We start from the raw sequence: 17,361 nt of genomic DNA, 5'->3' as shown, positions 1-17,361 counted from the left end.
CCTCGCCACCGCACGAACCGCAGGACGCGACGCCTGAACCGGACCACTCCCATTTTCTGGTGCTATGAGCCTCATTGGACTTCTCGCCGACGTCTCCAAGGACCCGGCACTGCACAGCGCGATCGAGACCGCCCGAAGCGGCCGCGATCCCCATCTCGACCTCGTCGCCCCGGCGGCGCTGCGCCCCTTCATGGTGGGGGCGCTGGCCGCCGACGCGCCCGTGGGCGCCGAACGGCCGGTACTCGCCGTCACCGCCACCGAGCGGGAGGCCGCCGACCTGACCGACGCGCTCGGCTCACTGCTGCCCGCGGACTCGGTCGCGCTCTTCCCCGCCTGGGAGACCCTGCCGCACGAACGGCTCTCCCCCCGTTCGGACACCGTGGGCCAGCGCCTGGCGGTACTGCGCCGACTGGCGCACCCGGACCCCTCCGACCCGCTCACCAGCCCGCTGCGGGTGGTGGTGGCCCCGGTCCGCAGCGTCCTGCAGCCGCTGGTCGCCGGGCTCGGGGACCTGGAACCGGTCCGGATCCGGCCCGGTGACGAGATCGCCATGGAGGACGTGGTCAGCGCCCTGACCAACACCGGCTACGCCCGCGTGGACCTGGTGGACAAACGCGGCGACATGGCCGTACGCGGCGGCATCCTGGACGTCTTCCCGCCCACCGAGGAACACCCGCTCCGGTTGGAGTTCTGGGGCGACACCGTCGACGACATCCGCTACTTCCAGGTCGCCGACCAGCGCTCCATCACCCCTGTCGAGGGCGACGGCACCGGCCCGCGCACCAGCGCCGCCTCCGGCCTGTTCGCGCCGCCGTGCCGGGAACTGCTGCTCACCGAAACCGTCCGCGAACGCGCCCGGGCCCTGGCCGCCGAGCACCCCTCGCTGGCCGAGGTCCTCAGCAAGATCGCCGACGGTGTGTCGGTCGAGGGCATGGAGGCCTTCGCGCCGGTACTCGCCGAGCGCATGGAGCCCTTCCTGGCCCACCTGCCCACGAACGCCATGGTGGTGGGCTGCGACCCCGAGCGGATCCGCGCCCGGGCCGTGGAACTGGAGGCCACCAGCGCAGAGTTCCTGGACGCTTCCTGGATCAACGCCGCGTCCGGCGGAGAGGCCCCCATCGACCTGGGCGAATCCGCCTACATGTCGATCTCCGAACTGCGTGCGAACGCCGCGGACCTGGGCCTGCCCTGGTGGGGGCTGACACCGTTCAGCTCCGGCGAGGACAAGGGCCCGGCCGAGGAGGACGACGCGGTCGTGGTGGGCGCGGTGCCCGCCGACTCCTACCGCGGCGACACCGAGCGCGCCCTGGCCGACGTCAAGGGCTGGCTGCACGACAACTGGAGCGTCGTGCTGGTCACCCAGGGACACGGCCCCGCCGAACGCCTGGTCGCGATGCTGCGCGACGCCGGGCTGGGTGCGACCCTCACCGACGACCTGGCCGAAGCGCCCAAGGAGGCGATCGCCACCGTCACCACCGGGCTGGTCGACCACGGGTTCCTGCTGCGGTCGGTGCACACGGTGGTGCTCACCGAGACCGACCTGGCGGGCCAGAAGTCCTCCACCCGCGACATGCGCCGGATGCCCAGCCGCCGCAAGGGCACGGTCGACCCGCTCCAGCTCAAACCCGGTGACTACGTCGTGCACGAACAGCACGGCGTGGGCCGGTACCTGGAGATGGTGAGCCGGCAGATCCAGGGCGCCACCCGCGAGTACCTGCTCATCGAGTACGCGCCGTCCAAGCGCGGACAGCCCGGCGACCGCCTGTTCGTGCCGACCGAGCAGCTCGGCGAGGTCACCCGGTACGTGGGCGGTGAGGCACCGACGCTGTCCAAGATGGGCGGCGCCGAGTGGACCAAGGCGAAGAGCCGGGCCCGCAAGGTCGTCCGCGAGATCGCCGGGGACCTCATCCGGCTGTACTCGGCACGGCAGGCCTCGCCCGGGCACGCCTTCGGCCCGGACACCCCGTGGCAGCACGAACTGGAGGACGCCTTCCCGTACGTGGAGACGCCCGACCAGCTGGCCGCGATCGACGAGGTCAAGAAGGACATGTCGAAATCGGTCCCGATGGACCGGCTGATCTGCGGCGACGTGGGTTACGGCAAGACCGAGGTGGCGGTGCGCGCCGCGTTCAAGGCGGTCCAGGACGGCAAACAGGTCGCCCTGCTGGTACCCACCACCCTGCTGGTCCAGCAGCACCTGTCGACCTTCACCGAGCGTTACGCCTCCTTCCCCGTCACCGTCAAACCGATGTCGCGGTTCCAGACCGACGGCGAGGTCGAGGCGACCCGGGAGGGGTTGCGCACCGGCGAGGTCGACGTGGTCATCGGCACGCACCGGCTGCTGTCGGCCGAGACCCGGTTCAAGGAACTGGGCCTGATCATCATCGACGAGGAGCAGCGCTTCGGCGTCGAGCACAAGGAGGCCCTGAAGCGGCTGCGCACCCAGGTGGACGTGCTGTCGATGTCGGCCACACCCATCCCGCGCACCCTGGAGATGGGTCTGACCGGCATCCGTGAGATGACCACGATCCTCACCCCGCCGGAGGAACGCCACCCGGTGCTCACCTTCGTGGGGCCCTACGAGGAGAAGCAGATCACCGCGGCGATCCGGCGCGAGCTCATGCGCGAGGGCCAGGTGTTCTTCGTGCACAACCGGGTGGCTTCCATCGACAAGGTCGCGGCGTCCATCAAACGCATGGTGCCCGAGGCCCGGGTGGCGTACGCGCACGGCCAGATGAACGAGCAGCAGCTCGAGAAGGTCATGGTCGACTTCTGGGAGAAGAACTACGACGTCCTGGTCTCCACGACCATCGTCGAGTCCGGTCTGGACGTGCCCAACGCCAACACGCTGATCATCGACCGCGCCGACACCTACGGCCTGTCCCAGCTGCACCAGCTGCGCGGCCGGGTGGGCCGTGGCCGCGACCGCGCCTACGCGTACTTCCTGTACCCGCCGGAGAAGCCGCTGACCGAGACCGCCTACGAGCGGCTGGCGACGGTGGCCCAGCACACCGAGATGGGCGCGGGCATGTACGTGGCGATGAAGGACCTGGAGATCCGGGGCGCGGGCAACATCCTGGGCGCGGAGCAGTCCGGGACGATCGCGGGCGTGGGCTTCGACCTGTACGTGCGCATGGTCGGTGAGGCCGTGGCCGAGCTCAAGGGGGACCCGGAGGCGGCCGCCGAGGTCGAGACCAAGGTCGAACTGCCGATCAACGCGCACATCCCGCACGACTACGTGCCGGGCGAGCGGCTGCGCCTGCAGTCCTACAAGCGGATCGCGAGCGTCGCCAGCGAGGAGGACATCCTCGCCGCCCACGAGGAGCTCACCGACCGGTACGGCCCCCCGCCGCAGCCGGTGGACAACCTCATGGCGGTGGCGCGGTTCCGGGTGCTGGCCAAGTCCGCCGGGCTGGCGGACGTGGTCATGCAGGGCAACCAGATCCGGTTCTCCCCGGTGGAGCTGCGCGAGTCCCAGGAGTTGCGGCTGCGGCGGATGTACCCCAAGTCCATCCGGAAGGAGGCCACCAGGACCCTCCTGGTCCCGGTCCCCAAGGCCGGCGGGCTGGGCGGCAAGCCGCTGCGCGACCTGGAACTGCTCAAGTGGTGCACCGACCTGGTGAACGCGATCTTCGAGCCGGACAAGCGCCGGGCCCAGCCGAAGGGCGAGTAGCCGGGTGAGGGCCCGGGCGGAGGGCACGGTCTTCGGGCCGTGCCCTCCACCCGTGTCGGTGGCGCGAACCGTGCGCTTGGAACCGCCACGAAACGGGCATGGTGCACCAGGAGGCCCCCATGACTTCGAGACACGCCCCCGAAGAACAGCGAACGTCGACAGAACGCACGAAAACCCTTCCCGCAGCGGGCGCGGCCGTGCTCGTGGGCGCGGCCGCACTGCTGGGCTGGTCCTCCTGGGAGGCGGCGGTCCCCGATCCCCTCGCGCACAGGATCTTCCTCCTCGCCTGCCTGGTGGCGGTCGGGGTACTGGCCCTGCGCCTGGTCGCCCCCGTGCCGGGCCGGACGGTCCTGGCCGTGACCCTGGGCGCCCTGGTCGGAGCGGCCGTGGGCACCACACCGTGGCAGGGGCTGGCCGAGGTGTTCTGGTACCAGCTGTGGTGGTCCGTCCCAATCGCCGTCGGCCTGGCCCTCGTGCTGCGGGCGCCGTCCGCCCCCTCCGCCGGGACCTGAGCCGCTCCCGCCACCCGGGGCGCGGCTGGACTGCCCGCCATGTCGAGACAGCGCGCTCCCCGGGCCGACCCGAGCGGACGCGGTTCCCGGTGGGCCGGCGCGGCCTGCCTGCTCCTGGGCGCCGTGCTCGGACTCGCCTCGCCGGCGCCGCTCCTGCCCCGAACACGCCGCCGATCCGCCGAACCCCGACAGCCCTCCGCCCGCGCCCCGTCACCGGGCATGACCCCCAGGCAGCGGCGCCGGGCACGCAAGCACCGCAACCGGGCGGCCGGTCGCCGCTGCCCCCTCAGCCGTTCCGGTCCGGCTCCTCCGGCGCCGTCGCCTCGTAGGTGATGCCGTACATCTCCTCCTCGGCTTCCTCGTCGGCCCTACGGCGCCACCAGCCGCCGCCCTCGGCCCGCTTCTCCGTGCGCCGCTGGGACCGGAGCTCCCGGCGGGCCTCCCTGCGTGCCCGCCGCTCGGCGGCCCTGTCCTGTCTGCGGGCCTGCCGTGCCCGCTTCAGCTCGGCCCTGCGCTCGACAATGGTCTGCTCCCGTGGCTGCTGGACCGGTTCCTCCTCGCGGGGGCGCAGCGCCGTGACCGTGGCCAACCCCTTGCCCACCGGCACGTCCTCGGGCAGCTCCACCACCGGCTGGGAGGGAACGGGACGCTCCGCTCCGACCTCCTCCCGCCGGGTGGCGGCCTCCCGGGACAGCTTGCGCGTGTACCACCAGTTCGCGATCCACGCCGCTACCGCCGCGGCCACACCCACCTCCAGGGCGGCCACCAGGCCGACCTGCCAGGCCGAGGGGCCCATCTCGGTGAGCCGCCGGGCGCCCAGCGACCCGCCCGCCAGTCCTGCCAACGCCGCGCAGAGCATCCCCGTGGTCACACCGCACACGAAACCCCACAGGGGCGCCGCCTCACTGACCACGTCCGGTGCGCTGCGCTGGGTCAGTACTCCGCCGATCGCGCCCGCCGCGAACGGCACCGCCAGCGCGGCCAGGGACAGCGCCGGGGCGGCCCCGTTCTCGGGCAGTGCCGCGAGCATCGGCAGCGAGGGCAACGCGCCCACCGACACCCCGGTCGGTGCGACCTCCGTCCCCCCGCCCATGGCGAAACCGGGCCCGAGCGCGTAACAGACCGCGAAGACCACCGCGTTGGGCAGGTAGGCCAACTGGACGATCAGCAGGAGCGCACCGCCGACCACCCCGGGGGCGAGCATGTGCGTGGCGTCGATCGCCTCGGGCAGGCTCACCGCCAGTGCCACCAGGAACAGCACCAGCCCTCCGGCCAACAGGACCCCCGTCGAGACGAGCATGCCCACCAGGAGTGACCGGGAGCGGGCGGGCATCAGGTCGAGCAGGTCGTGGACGGCCACCCCCTTCTCCCGCATGAGCTGGCGGAGCACCCCCAGCCCGCCGGCGAGGAACGCGATCACGAACCCCATCAGGAGGGCGCGCGGCATGCTCGGAACGACCTCGTCGGTCCGCGCGAGCAGCGCGAGCGTGCCGGCGATCGCCGCGTAGGGTCCGGCGATCGCCAGTGCCGCCCGGTAGACGTGGCGCAGGCGCCCGATCTCACAGTTGCGGGCCAGCCAGTGCCCGAACCGGTACAGCACCAGTCCCGGCAGCAGCACCAACCCCAGTGGGAGCAGGCTGATCTGTCCCTCCGCGATCGAGAAGGACACGTGATGTCCCACCAGCCAGGCCAGGACGGCACCGCGCAGCAGGTCGGCGATGTCCTCACCGAAGGTGTCGTGGGGGGCGGCGACCCAACCGATCATGGTGAGGGTGACGATCACCGCCAGCCCGATGCCCGCGGCAGAGGCGGCGGCGATCCCCCCGGTGGAGTAGACCGGGCGGGGCGCACCCTGGGGAGCGGGGGCGGCGCCGCTGCGGGACGGGCGGCCTCTGGCAGGGGGAGTTCCTGGCGTACTCACCCGACTTATGCTGCCAGGGACCGGAATGCTCCGTGGTATCCCGGCCGCGCGTGTCGTGTCCGCATCGGCCGTGCCCCGGCTCCGTGCGGAACCGGCAGCAAACGCGATACGTCGTAAGATGAGAGCCCGGTCACCCCCGCACGAAGGACACCATATGGGAGAGCTCGAACCCGACCACCGCTACCGTCTGTCCGACACCGAACGCGACGAGGCGCTCGGAAACCTGCGGTTGGCGTTCGAGGAGGGGCGGCTGGACACCGAGGAGCACGAGCGCCGGACGGACGCGGCACTCCGGGCGGTCAGCAACACCGGTCTGGTCCCGCTCTTCGAGGACCTGCCGCGCAGACTGGTCCCCAGCGCCGTCACCGCACCCGAACCGGTCGGCCCGGCTCCGGCCACCGACTCCCCCGCCGTCCCCGGGCCGCGGGAGGGCGAGGTCGCCGAGAGCGCCTCGGAGTCGTCCGCACCGGCCAAACGCGAAGGCCGCGGCCCCAACATGAACGGCCTGATCTTCCTCGGCGGGTTCTTCTTCATCCTGTGGGGGATCCCCGCGATCGCCAGCGGCAGCGCCGGCGCCCTGATCGGCTGGGCGATCTTCATGGTGGTGTTCATGGTCCCCGCCGTCACCGTCGCCACGGTGCAGGGCCTGCGCCGACGCGCGGAGAACCGCCCCGAGATCGAGGAGTGACCCGGCCGCTCCGTCGAAGCGACCGGCCGGCGGCCAACACACGAAAACGGCTCCGCCCCGCCTACCGGTGATCCGGTGGCGGGGCGGAGCCGTTCGCGAACGACAGCCCGAGAGCGTGGTGCCCCTGGGACTAGAAGAGCTCGCGCGCCAGGTTGGCGGTCTCGCTCGGGGTCTTGCCGACCTTGACGCCGGCGGCCTCGAGGGCCTCCTTCTTGGCGGCGGCCGTGCCGGAGGAACCGGAGACGATGGCGCCGGCGTGGCCCATGGTCTTGCCCTCCGGGGCGGTGAAGCCCGCGACGTAGCCGACGACCGGCTTGGTCACGTTCTCCTTGATGAACGCGGCCGCGCGCTCCTCGGCGTCGCCACCGATCTCACCGATCATCACGATCACGTCGGTGTCCGGGTCGGCCTCGAAGGCCGCCAGGGCGTCGATGTGCGTGGTGCCGATGATCGGGTCGCCACCGATGCCGACGGCGGACGAGAAGCCGATGTCGCGCAGCTCGTACATCATCTGGTAGGTGAGCGTGCCCGACTTCGAGACCAGGCCGATACGGCCCGGCTTGGTGATGTCGGCCGGGATGATGCCGGCGTTGGACTGGCCCGGGGTGATCAGACCGGGGCAGTTCGGGCCGATGATCCGGGTCTTGTTGCCCTTGGAACCGGCGTAGGCCCAGAAGGCGGCGGTGTCGTGGACCGGAATGCCCTCGGTGATCACGACGGCCAGACCGATCTCGGCGTCGATCGCCTCGATGACGGCGTCCTTGGAGAACTTCGGCGGAACGAAGATCACGGTGACGTCGGCGCCGGTGGCGGCCATGCCGTCGGCGACCGAGCCGAAGACCGGGACCTCGTTGCCGTCGAAGTCGACCTTCTGGCCGGCCTTGCGCGGGTTCACGCCACCGACGATGTTGGTGCCCGACGCGAGCATGCGACGGGTGTGCTTGGTGCCCTCAGAGCCGGTCATGCCCTGGACCAGCACCTTGCTGTCCTTGTTCAGGAAGATAGCCATGGTGTTTTCGTCCCCTACTTCGCCGCGAGCTCGGCGGCCTGAGCGGCAGCGCCGTCCATCGTGTCGACCCGTCGAACGGCCGGGTGGGCGCGCTCGTCGAGGATCTGGCGGCCCAGCTCGGCGTTGTTGCCGTCCAGTCGGACGACCAGCGGCTTGCTGACGTCGTCACCGCGCTTCTCCAGCAGCTCCAGCGCCTGCACGATGCCGTTGGCCACGGCGTCGCAGGCGGTGATGCCACCGAAGACGTTGACGAACACGCTCTTGACGGCGGGGTCGCCCAGGATGATCTCCAGGCCGTTCGCCATGACCTCGGCCGAGGCACCGCCACCGATGTCGAGGAAGTTGGCGGGCTTGACCCCGCCGTGGTTCTCACCGGCGTAGGCGACCACGTCCAGCGTCGACATGACCAGACCGGCACCGTTACCGATGATGCCGACCTCGCCGTCGAGCTTGACGTAGTTGAGGCCCTTGGCCTTGGCGGCGACCTCGAGCGGGTCACCCTCCGCGGCGAAGGTCAGGCTCTCCAGGTCCTGGCGGAACTCGGCGTTCTCGTCCAGGGTCACCTTGCCGTCGAGGGCGACGACCCGGCCGTCCTTGGTCAGGATGAGCGGGTTCACCTCCGCGAGGGTGGCGTCCTTGCCGACGAAGGCGTCCCAGAGCTTGGTGATGATCTCCGTGGCACCCGCGACGGCGGCCTCGGGCAGCTTGCCCGCCTTGACGATCTCCGCGGCGACGTCGGCCGGGGCGCCCTTGAGGGCGTCGATCGAGATCTTCGCTACGGCGTCGGGGTTGGTCTCGGCGACCTCCTCGATCTCCACGCCGCCCTCTTTGGAGCAGATGGCGAGGAAGTCGCGGTTGGCGCGGTCGAGCAGGAAGGAGAAGTAGTACTCCTCGGCGATGTCACTCGCCTCCTCGACCAGGACACGGTGGACCGTGTGGCCCTTGATGTCCATGCCGAGGATCTGCTCGGCCTTGGCCTGGGCGTCCTCGGGGTCGTCGGCGACCTTGACGCCGCCGGCCTTACCGCGGCCACCGGTCTTGACCTGGGCCTTCACGACGACGCGGGGCTTGCCCGCGGCGGCGAACTCATCAGCGATGGCACGCGCCTCAGCGGCCGTGCTCGCCACCTTCCCCTGGGGTACGGGAACCCCGTACTCTGCGAAGAGTTGCTTCGCCTGGTATTCGAACAGGTCCACGAGGGTCCGTCCTTGTAACTCGCTGGCTCAAGTGTGTACCGGGGTGGCGTGTCCGGATCGGCGGTGACGTACTGAACAGGTGTCACACGACGCAAACCCCGCTGGGGTTGAGCCGCCTACTCAAGATCGAGATCGCCGCGGCGTTGCCACCCGCGACATGCGAAAGCTTAGTCGCCCGCGATCCGGCCGCCGGACACCGGGGCGGCGTTGCTCCGGCGGGTCAGGGCCCAAAAGCCGCTCATGCGGCACCGGAACGGTCCCCGCGTGGGAATTTATGTGACCAGTGACACCCCGGATAACACCGTTCCCGGGCACTTTCGCCCCGCATCGGACTTCTACCGGGGTGCGACGAACGTCACGGTGCCCTCAGGCCGCGTGCGCGGGCCGGATGTTCTCGCGCACCCACTCCGCGATCTCCGCGGTGGGTGCCCCCGGTGTGAAGATCCTGGCGACACCCATCTCCTCCAGCTCCGCGATGTCGGAGTCGGGGATGATCCCCCCGCCGAACACCCGGATATCGGTGGCGTCGTTCTCCCGCAGCAGCTCCATGACCCGGCCGAACATGGTCATGTGGGCGCCCGAGAGCACCGACAGCCCGATGGCGTCCGCGTCCTCCTGCAGAGCCGCCGCCACGATCATCTCGGGCGTCTGGCGCAGACCGGTGTAGATGACCTCCACCCCCGCGTCCCGCAGGACCCGGGCGACGATCTTCACGCCCCGGTCGTGCCCGTCCAGTCCCGGCTTCGCGACGACGACCCGTGCTGCGGCCTCGGCCATGGCGTACCCCTCACTACGTTCCCCCGTACGCACCCGGCGCCCCTTGTGAGGGCCTCCCGGACACCCGGAGTGGAGATGATGAACTCGTGTGAAGAGTAACGCAGGTCACTTGCGGATGCCGGGCGCGGGTGCGGGTATCTTCCCAGACATGGACGACCACGTGACCGGTTTCGAGCAGACCAGCACCGAAGACCTGCGCGAACGCGCCGTGGAGCTGGCACGGCAACGGTGGGACGTACGTTTCTTCTGGCGGCTGTTGGGCCTGATCCCCGCCGCGGAGGCCGTCGCGGGCAACATGGACGCCAGCGAGGCCAGCGTCGCCCAGGCGTCCGGCTTCCTCTACGAGGCGCTCTCCTCCGAGAACGACCCCGAGGTGCAGGAAGCGCTCCGCCCCGTCTACATCCAATACCTGGAGGAGCACGGCGGAGACGAGGAACCGGAAAGGGATCGAGCACAGGACTGACCCCCTCGACCGCCATGTCCGAAAACCGCCAGCGCCGGGGCGCCTCCATCGGTGAACATGGTGGTCGTGATGGACGACGAGCAGCGCTACCGCGCGGTACACAGCAGGGACGCCCGCTTCGACGGGGTCTTCTACACCGCCGTGCGCACCACGGGCATCTACTGCCGCCCCAGCTGTCCTGCGGTGACCCCGCGCAGGGAGAACGTCCGCTTCTACCGGACCGCGGCCGCCGCGCAGGAGTCGGGGTTCCGCGCCTGTAAGCGGTGCCGCCCGGACACCGTGCCCGGGTCCCCCGAATGGAACGTGCGTGCCGACGTGGTGGGCCGGGCCGTGCGGCTCATCCACGACGGCGCCGTCGACCGGGGCGGCGTGGGTGCGCTCGCCGACGCCCTCGGCTACAGCGAGCGCCAGCTGAACCGGCTGCTCAGCGCCGAGGTCGGCGCGGGGCCACTGGCCCTGGCCCGGACCGAACGCGCACACACCGCCCGCGTCCTCGTGGAGACCACGGACATGCCGATGGCGGACGCCGCCTTCGCGTCCGGGTTCGCGAGTGTGCGGCAGTTCAACGAGACCATGCGCGCGGTGTTCGACCGCTCCCCGTCCCAGATGCGGGCCGCGGCGGGCCGGGGCGGCGGCACGCACGCCGCCCCGAGCTCGATCGTGCTGCGGCTGCCCTACCGGGGTCGGATCGACCTGGGCGGGATGCTGTCCTTCCTCGGCGACCGTGCCGTCCCGGGGGTGGAGGAGTACTCCGGCGGCGTGTACCGGCGGACGCTGCGGTTGCCGCACGGGCCCGCCGTCGCCGAACTCTCCCCGGGCCCCGGGCACGTGCTGTGCCGACTGCGGCTGACCGAACCGCGCGACCTGTCCAGCGCCGTGCGCCGCTGCCGGAGCCTGCTGGACCTGGACGCCGATCCGCAGGCAGTCGAGGAGGTGCTCGGCCCGGACCCCGTGCTGGGCCCGGTCCTGCGACGGCATCCGGGGGTGCGCGCCCCGGGGCACGTGGACCCGGCGGAGCTGGCGGTCCGGGCTGTCCTGGGCCAACAGGTCTCGGTCCGGGCCGCGCGTACTCTGGCGGGGCGCCTGGTGACCCGGTTCGGAGAGCGGCTTCGGACGCCGGACGGCGGGCTCACCCATATGTTCCCCACCTCCGAGGCCCTGGCCGCCGCCGACCCCTCCGACCTGTCCATCCCCGTTGCCCGGGGCCGGGCCCTGGTAGCTGTGACGGAGGCGATCGCCTCCGGACGGGTGGTTCTGGGGCCGGGCTGCGACCGCGACGAGGCGGAGCGGCGCCTGGTGGAACTGCGCGGGATCGGCCCGTGGACCGCCGGGTACGTGCGGATGCGCGGCCTCGGGGACCCGGACGTGTTCCTGTCCACCGACCTCGGCGTACGCCAGGCCCTGGACCGGGCGGCCGCGGCGAACCGCGAGACCCGGGCTTGGAGCCCGTGGCGTTCGTACGCCACCCATCTGCTCTGGGCCTCGCTCAACGAAGAACAGCACCGAGAGGAATCAGGATGAACACCGAACTCCCGCTGGATCTGCCCCAGGCACCAGCCGCCCCACCGAGGCGCACCGCGACACCGTTCCGCGAACCGCTGCCGGGGCCGACCCGCTACACCACGGTGGACTCCCCGCTGGGCGAACTGCTGCTGCACGGCGACGGCGAGGCCCTGGGCGGAGTGCTGACCCCGCCCAGGGAGGGCGTCGAACGGTCGGTCCCCCAGGACTGGGTGGCCGAGGCGAAACCGTTCGCCGAGGCGGCCCGGCAGCTGGCCGCGTACTTCGCCGGGGAGCTCCGGGAGTTCGACCTCCCCCTCGCCCCGGCCGGGACCCCCTGGCAGCTTCGGGTGTGGCGGGCGCTGACCACCATCCCGTACGGGGAGACCGCCGGTTACGGCCAGCTCGCCGAGGAACTGGGCAAGCCGACGGCCTCCCGAGCGGTGGGCACGGCCAACGGCCGGAACCCGATCAGCGTCATCGTCCCCTGCCACCGGGTCATCGGCGCCAACGGAAGCCTGACGGGCTACGCGGGCGGGCTGGAGCGCAAGGAGTACCTGCTGACCCTGGAGCGGGCGGGCCGGGGAGCGTGACCGAAGCGTGTTGGGCACAGGAGCGGGCGGGGCAGGGCGCATGAACTTCGGGTTGCCCCCCTTGTCGGGGAATGAGCCCGTGCTTACTCTGCGGTAGCAACAATCAAAGGTTGTGTTCAGACCCCCGCTCGCTCGACTCCCCCAGGAGAAGCGTTGACACCACCCGCCCCCGCACCTCGACGTGCCTCGTTCCTGCCCTTCGCGGTAACCGCCGCGACGGCACTCCTCGTCTCGGCCACCGTCACCCCCGCGGCTGCCCAGACCCCGACGCAGCCGCTCAGCGCCGCCGACAACGTGGAGGTCCTCGGTCTCGACGAGGACCTGCCGGCCGCCTTCGGCGCGGTCCCCGCCGAGGAGTCCCTGGCCGACTCCGTTATCGAGGACGTCCTCGACCTCCGCGCCACCGAACTCTCCACCCTCGACGCCCAGGACCGCGACGTCCGGGTCGACGTCAGGGAGGCCACCGACGAGGCGGCCTTCGGCGTCGCCATCGTCACCGCCCCCGAGGTCGAGGGCGAGGATCCCTACGCCTGGCTGTTCGCCGCGGAACTCGACGGCTCCGTTTGGTCCGTGGGACTTGAGGGCACCGAGGAGTTCTCCGAGATCCTCGCCGACTCCTCGCTCCTGGACACCGAGGAACGCGAAACCGTCGCCGCGTCCGCCGATCCCAACCGGATCTCCGCCATGGCCTACACCGGCGTCGGTCTGCCATTCTCGATCGGCACGTCCATGGTGATGACCGGCGGTCCTCACGGTTTCAGCGGCGGCCCTCCGTACAGCTCCGTGGACTTCGCCGGCGGCAACGGCCAGGCCCGTGCGGCCCGGGGCGGCTACGCCTACTCCCTGTGTGACGGCTGGACCCGGGTCATCCACGACAACGGGTACTCCACGGACTACTACCACCTGGAGAACTACCAGTGGTTGCCGGGTAACAACGTCGGCACCGGCCACTACCTCGGCACCCAGGGCAACAGCGTCTGCGCCGGCGGTTCCAGCACCGGGGCCCACATCCACTTCGCCCTGCGCGGTTACACCGACCCGAACGCCGCAGGCTGGTACGTGGCACTGAACGGCCTGACCCTGGGCGGCTGGACCTTCGTCGAGGGCGCGGCCTACGGCGGCTACGCCTACCGGAACGGCGTCGGCACCGTCTACCCGGGCGGCTGGATGTACAACTACGGCTTCTAAAGCCTCCCCCTGGGGTGCCGCACTGCCCAGCCACCAGCACCCCAGGGGCCCAACCCGCTGTTTGAAGCCGCACCCGCGCAGACCCCCGCACCCCCACCACGGTGATCTTGCTACCAGAAGCAATGTCGGCGCCGAGGTTGCTTCTGGTAGCAAGATCACCGCAAAAAAGAGGAGCCGAACCCACCCACCCGGAAAAACCCCTCCAAGCCACCCCCGGGAGGGCCGGCCCCCAGCCAGCAACCCCGCTTTCCCCAACCAACAACCCCGCTTTTCACATGTTCACAAACCACCACAAAAAAAGAAGAGAGAGAAGCCCGCACCAGCGAACCCCTCCCCCTTCTTCTCAAGAAAAACCGTGGCAGCGACCTACTCTCCCACCCCACCACAGGGCAGTACCATCAGCGCAAGGAGACTTAACGACCGGGTTCGGAATGAGACCGAGTGTGACCCTCCTGCTACAACCACCACGGAAACCTAACACCCACAACCACCACTCAACCCCAAAAAAGAGGGAACGATGACCACGAGCAAGCTTCGTGTGAATACAGTGTGCGCGAACATCCAATTATCTGCAGCGGACAAGCCCTCGGCCTATTAGTACCGGTCAGCTCCACCCCTCACAAGGCTTCCACACCCGGCCTATCAACCCTGTCGTCTACAGGGAGCCTTACCCTCTCCAGGAGGCAGGAGACCTCATCTCGAAGCAAGCTTCCCGCTTAGATGCTTTCAGCGGTTATCTCTCCCGAACGTAGCCAACCAGCCATGCCCTTGGCAGGACAACTGGCACACCAGAGGTTCGTCCGTCCCGGTCCTCTCGTACTAGGGACAGCCCTTCTCAAGTCTCCAACGCGCACAGCGGATAGGGACCGAACTGTCTCACGACGTTCTAAACCCAGCTCGCGTGCCGCTTTAATGGGCGAACAGCCCAACCCTTGGGACCAACTCCAGCCCCAGGATGCGACGAGCCGACATCGAGGTGCCAAACCATCCCGTCGATATGGACTCTTGGGGAAGATCAGCCTGTTATCCCCGGGGTACCTTTTAGCCGTTGAGCGACACCGCTTCCACACGCCGGTGCCGGATCACTAGTCCCAGCTTTCGCTCCTGCTCGACACGTCCGTCTCACAGTCAAGCTCCCTTGTGCACTTACACTCAACACCTGATTACCAACCAGGCTGAGGGAACCTTTGGGCGCCTCCGTTACTCTTTGGGAGGCAACCGCCCCAGTTAAACTACCCACCAGACACTGTCCCCGAACCGGATCACGGTCCAAAGTTAGATGCCCGAAACAGTCAGAGTGGTATTTCACCAACGCCTCCACCGCCACTAGCGTGACGACTTCACCGGCTCCCACCTATCCTACACAAACCATCCCAAACACCAATGTCAAGCTATAGTGAAGGTCCCGGGGTCTTTCCGTCCTGCTGCGCGAAACGAGCATCTTTACTCGTAGTGCAATTTCACCGGGCCCATGGTTGAGACAGTGGGGAAGTCGTTACGCCATTCGTGCAGGTCGGAACTTACCCGACAAGGAATTTCGCTACCTTAGGATGGTTATAGTTACCACCGCCGTTTACTGGCGCTTAGATTCCTAGCTTCGCCGGGGCGAACCCCAACTAACCAGTCCTCTTAACGTTCCAGCACCGGGCAGGCGTCAGTCCGTATACAGCGTCTTACGACTTCGCACGGACCTGTGTTTTTAATAAACAGTCGCTTCCCCCCGCTATCTGCGACCCCACCCAGCTCAGGCCGTAAAGACCGTCACCAGACAGGGCTCCCCTTCTCCCAAAGTTACGGGGACAATTTGCCGAGTTCCTTAACCATGGTTCACCCGAACGCCTCGGTATTCTCTACCTGACCACCTGCGTCGGTTTAGGGTACTGGCCACACACGAACTCGCTAGAGGCTTTTCTCGACAGCATGGGATCACTCACTTCACCAAAAACGGCTCGGCATCACGTCTCAGCCTCAACGAGAGGCGGATTTACCTACCCCTCGGCCTACACGCTTACCCCCGGACAACCACCGCCGGGTAGAGCTACCCTCCTGCGTCACCCCATCACTTACCTACTACAAGCTCGGGTCCCAGACCAGATACAAACAATCTCCCGAAGGATTTTGAAAGATCCGGCGTGGTTAGCATCACCTGATTCAGTATTGGACGCTCATGCACGGGTACGGGAATATCAACCCGTTATCCATCGACTACGCCTGTCGGCCTCGCCTTAGGTCCAGACTCACCCTGGGCGGATTAACCTGCCCCAGGAACCCTTAGTCAATCGGCGGCAACGTTTCTCACGTTGCTTTCGCTACTCATGCCTGCATTCTCACTCGCACACCCTCCACCACACGATCACTCGGCAGCTTCACTGGATGCACGACGCTCCCCTACCAACCCAGCCCTCAACGGGCTGAACTTCACAGCTTCGGCGGTGTACTTAAGCCCCGCTACATTATCGGCGCAGAACCACTTGACCAGTGAGCTATTACGCACTCTTTAAAGGATGGCTGCTTCTAAGCCAACCTCCTGGTTGTCTGGGCAACTCCACAACCTTTCCCACTTAGCACACGCTTAGGGGCCTTAGCTGATGATCTGGGCTGTTTCCCTCTCGACTACGAAGCTTATCCCCCGCAGTCTCACTGCCACGCTTCACTTCACCGGCATTCGGAGTTTGTCTGACGTCAGTAACCTTGTCGGGCCCATCAGCCAAACAGTAGCTCTACCTCCAGCAAGAAACACGTGACGCTGCACCTAAATGCATTTCGGGGAGAACCAGCTATCACGGAGTTTGATTGGCCTTTCACCCCTACCCACACCTCATCCCCCAGATTTTCAACTCTGGTGGGTTCGGGCCTCCACGAGGTCTTACCCCCGCTTCACCCTGGACATGGGTAGATCACTCCGCTTCGGGTCCACAGCATGCGACTCAACCGCCCTATTCAGACTCGGTTTCCCTACGGCTACCCCACCCGGGTTAACCTTGCCACACACCATGACTCGCAGGCTCATTCTTCAAAAGGCACGCCATCACCAGGAACAAGTCCCAGCTCTGACGGCTTGACAGCACACGGTTTCAGGTACTATTTCACGACCCCTCACCGGGGCACTTTTCACCTTTCCCTCACGGTACTAGTGCACTATCGGTCATCAGGACGTATTTTGGCTTAGCAGGTGGTCCTGCCAGATTCACACGGAATTTCTCGGGCTCCGCGCTACTCGGGAACACACCAACACCTAGACTCTTCCTTCACCTACGGGACTCTCACCCACTCCGGTACCGCTTCCCAACGGATTCAGCTAGAAGAACCATCAGCGCTCCAGGCCGACAGACCTGGAAAGATGCACCCCACAACCCCGCACACGCAACGACTGCCGTCTATCACACGCATACGGTTTAGCCTCTTCCCCGTTCGCTCACCACTACTAGGAGAATCACTGTTGTTTACTCTTCCTACGGGTACTGAGATGTTTCACTTCCCCGCGTCACCACCAACTACCCTATACATTCAGGTAGCGGCAACCCGACACAACTCGGGCTAGGTTTCCCCATTCGGACACCCGCGGATCAAAGCTCGGTTGACAGCTCCCCGCGGCCTATCGTGGCCTCCCACGTCCTTCATCGGCGCCTGATGCCAAGGCATCCACCGTGTGCCACTATCACTTGGCCACTACAGATAATAAGATGCTCGCGCACACTATTCACAAGTCAAAACACCCACCACAAACTCCCCTACCTCACACCACAACCACCAACCCGAAACAACGGGCCCGCGGCGTGGGAGTTACTGGAGGTGGCATCGGGAAACCAACCCACAAGGGATTGCTTCCTCAGATACCCAA

The 17,361-nt window shown here is 68.0% G+C and carries 11 protein-coding genes and 2 rRNA genes; 7 read left to right on the top strand and 6 right to left on the bottom strand.

What is annotated here, in order from left to right; translation table 11 throughout:
• The first annotated feature begins 64 nt into the window (after nt 1-64).
• Together mfd and ACUKCB_RS25665 are read left to right on the top strand one after the other, a co-directional pair.
• Nucleotides 65-3,673, top strand: coding sequence for a transcription-repair coupling factor (mfd, locus tag ACUKCB_RS25670; RefSeq protein ID WP_473038112.1), 3,609 nt, complete (start codon nt 65-67; stop codon nt 3,671-3,673).
• 119 nt (nt 3,674-3,792) lie between these two features.
• Nucleotides 3,793-4,185, top strand: coding sequence for a hypothetical protein (locus ACUKCB_RS25665; RefSeq protein ID WP_473038111.1), 393 nt, complete (start codon nt 3,793-3,795; stop codon nt 4,183-4,185).
• Between the two features lie 286 nt (nt 4,186-4,471).
• Here ACUKCB_RS25665 and ACUKCB_RS25660 read toward each other — a convergent pair whose 3' ends face one another.
• Nucleotides 4,472-6,106: a cell division protein PerM gene (locus ACUKCB_RS25660; protein ID WP_473038110.1), complete on the bottom strand. Its 1,635-nt coding sequence runs from the start codon at nt 6,104-6,106 to the stop codon at nt 4,472-4,474.
• Nucleotides 6,107-6,260: 154 nt separating this feature from the next.
• On the opposite strand from ACUKCB_RS25660, the gene ACUKCB_RS25655 reads away from it, so the two are divergent.
• The gene (locus ACUKCB_RS25655; protein ID WP_473038109.1) at nt 6,261-6,794 is read left to right on the top strand and encodes a DUF1707 domain-containing protein; all 534 of its coding nucleotides are present in this window, start codon (nt 6,261-6,263) and stop codon (nt 6,792-6,794) included.
• A gap of 130 nt (nt 6,795-6,924) precedes the next feature.
• On the opposite strand, the gene sucD is transcribed toward ACUKCB_RS25655, so the two are convergent.
• The 3 genes from sucD to ACUKCB_RS25640 all read right to left on the bottom strand — a co-directional run bounded on the left by sucD (nt 6,925) and on the right by ACUKCB_RS25640 (nt 9,776).
• On the bottom strand, nt 6,925-7,803 hold the full coding sequence (gene sucD, locus ACUKCB_RS25650; RefSeq protein WP_473038108.1) for a succinate--CoA ligase subunit alpha: 879 nt from the start codon (nt 7,801-7,803) through the stop codon (nt 6,925-6,927).
• Nucleotides 7,804-7,817: 14 nt separating this feature from the next.
• Nucleotides 7,818-8,999, bottom strand: a complete 1,182-nt coding sequence (sucC, locus tag ACUKCB_RS25645) for an ADP-forming succinate--CoA ligase subunit beta (RefSeq protein WP_191273786.1) — start codon at nt 8,997-8,999, stop codon at nt 7,818-7,820.
• A 366-nt stretch (nt 9,000-9,365) separates the two neighbouring features.
• Complete coding sequence (locus ACUKCB_RS25640; RefSeq protein WP_473041140.1) at nt 9,366-9,776, bottom strand: cobalamin B12-binding domain-containing protein; 411 nt, start codon at nt 9,774-9,776, stop codon at nt 9,366-9,368.
• A 148-nt stretch (nt 9,777-9,924) separates the two neighbouring features.
• Here ACUKCB_RS25640 and ACUKCB_RS25635 point away from each other — a divergent pair, with 148 nt between their 5' ends.
• From ACUKCB_RS25635 to ACUKCB_RS25620, 4 genes are all read left to right on the top strand, one after another.
• Nucleotides 9,925-10,239 carry a hypothetical protein gene (locus ACUKCB_RS25635; protein ID WP_473038107.1) on the top strand — a complete coding sequence of 105 codons (315 nt, stop codon included), beginning with the start codon at nt 9,925-9,927 and terminating at the stop codon, nt 10,237-10,239.
• 69 nt (nt 10,240-10,308) lie between these two features.
• Nucleotides 10,309-11,760, top strand: coding sequence for an AlkA N-terminal domain-containing protein (locus ACUKCB_RS25630; RefSeq protein WP_473041139.1), 1,452 nt, complete (start codon nt 10,309-10,311; stop codon nt 11,758-11,760).
• Nucleotides 11,757-12,332 (top strand): methylated-DNA--[protein]-cysteine S-methyltransferase, encoded by a 576-nt coding sequence (locus ACUKCB_RS25625; RefSeq protein WP_473038106.1) that lies wholly within the window; start codon nt 11,757-11,759, stop codon nt 12,330-12,332. The genes ACUKCB_RS25630 and ACUKCB_RS25625 overlap by 4 nt, the downstream gene beginning before the upstream one ends.
• Nucleotides 12,333-12,485: 153 nt before the next feature.
• Nucleotides 12,486-13,520 carry a M23 family metallopeptidase gene (locus ACUKCB_RS25620; protein WP_473038105.1) on the top strand — a complete coding sequence of 345 codons (1,035 nt, stop codon included), beginning with the start codon at nt 12,486-12,488 and terminating at the stop codon, nt 13,518-13,520.
• Nucleotides 13,521-13,873: 353 nt separating this feature from the next.
• Here ACUKCB_RS25620 and rrf read toward each other — a convergent pair.
• Nucleotides 13,874-13,989, bottom strand: a 5S ribosomal RNA gene (gene rrf / locus ACUKCB_RS25615).
• Between the two features lie 104 nt (nt 13,990-14,093).
• Nucleotides 14,094-17,189, bottom strand: a 23S ribosomal RNA gene (locus ACUKCB_RS25610).
• Nucleotides 17,190-17,361: the final 172 nt, after the last annotated feature.

The organism is Nocardiopsis moroccensis, from assembly GCF_055763695.1.
This window is presented reverse-complemented; position numbering and strand designations above follow the sequence as displayed.

Coding starts and splice junctions, on each gene's coding strand:
- sucD (WP_473038108.1), bottom strand. CDS start 7,803: ATGGCTATCTTCCTGAACAAGGACAGCAAGGTGCTGGTCCAGGGCATG.
- ACUKCB_RS25640 (WP_473041140.1), bottom strand. CDS start 9,776: ATGGCCGAGGCCGCAGCACGGGTCGTCGTCGCGAAGCCGGGACTGGAC.
- mfd (WP_473038112.1), top strand. CDS start 65: ATGAGCCTCATTGGACTTCTCGCCGACGTCTCCAAGGACCCGGCACTG.
- ACUKCB_RS25635 (WP_473038107.1), top strand. CDS start 9,925: ATGGACGACCACGTGACCGGTTTCGAGCAGACCAGCACCGAAGACCTG.
- ACUKCB_RS25625 (WP_473038106.1), top strand. CDS start 11,757: ATGAACACCGAACTCCCGCTGGATCTGCCCCAGGCACCAGCCGCCCCA.
- ACUKCB_RS25665 (WP_473038111.1), top strand. CDS start 3,793: ATGACTTCGAGACACGCCCCCGAAGAACAGCGAACGTCGACAGAACGC.
- ACUKCB_RS25655 (WP_473038109.1), top strand. CDS start 6,261: ATGGGAGAGCTCGAACCCGACCACCGCTACCGTCTGTCCGACACCGAA.
- ACUKCB_RS25630 (WP_473041139.1), top strand. CDS start 10,309: ATGGACGACGAGCAGCGCTACCGCGCGGTACACAGCAGGGACGCCCGC.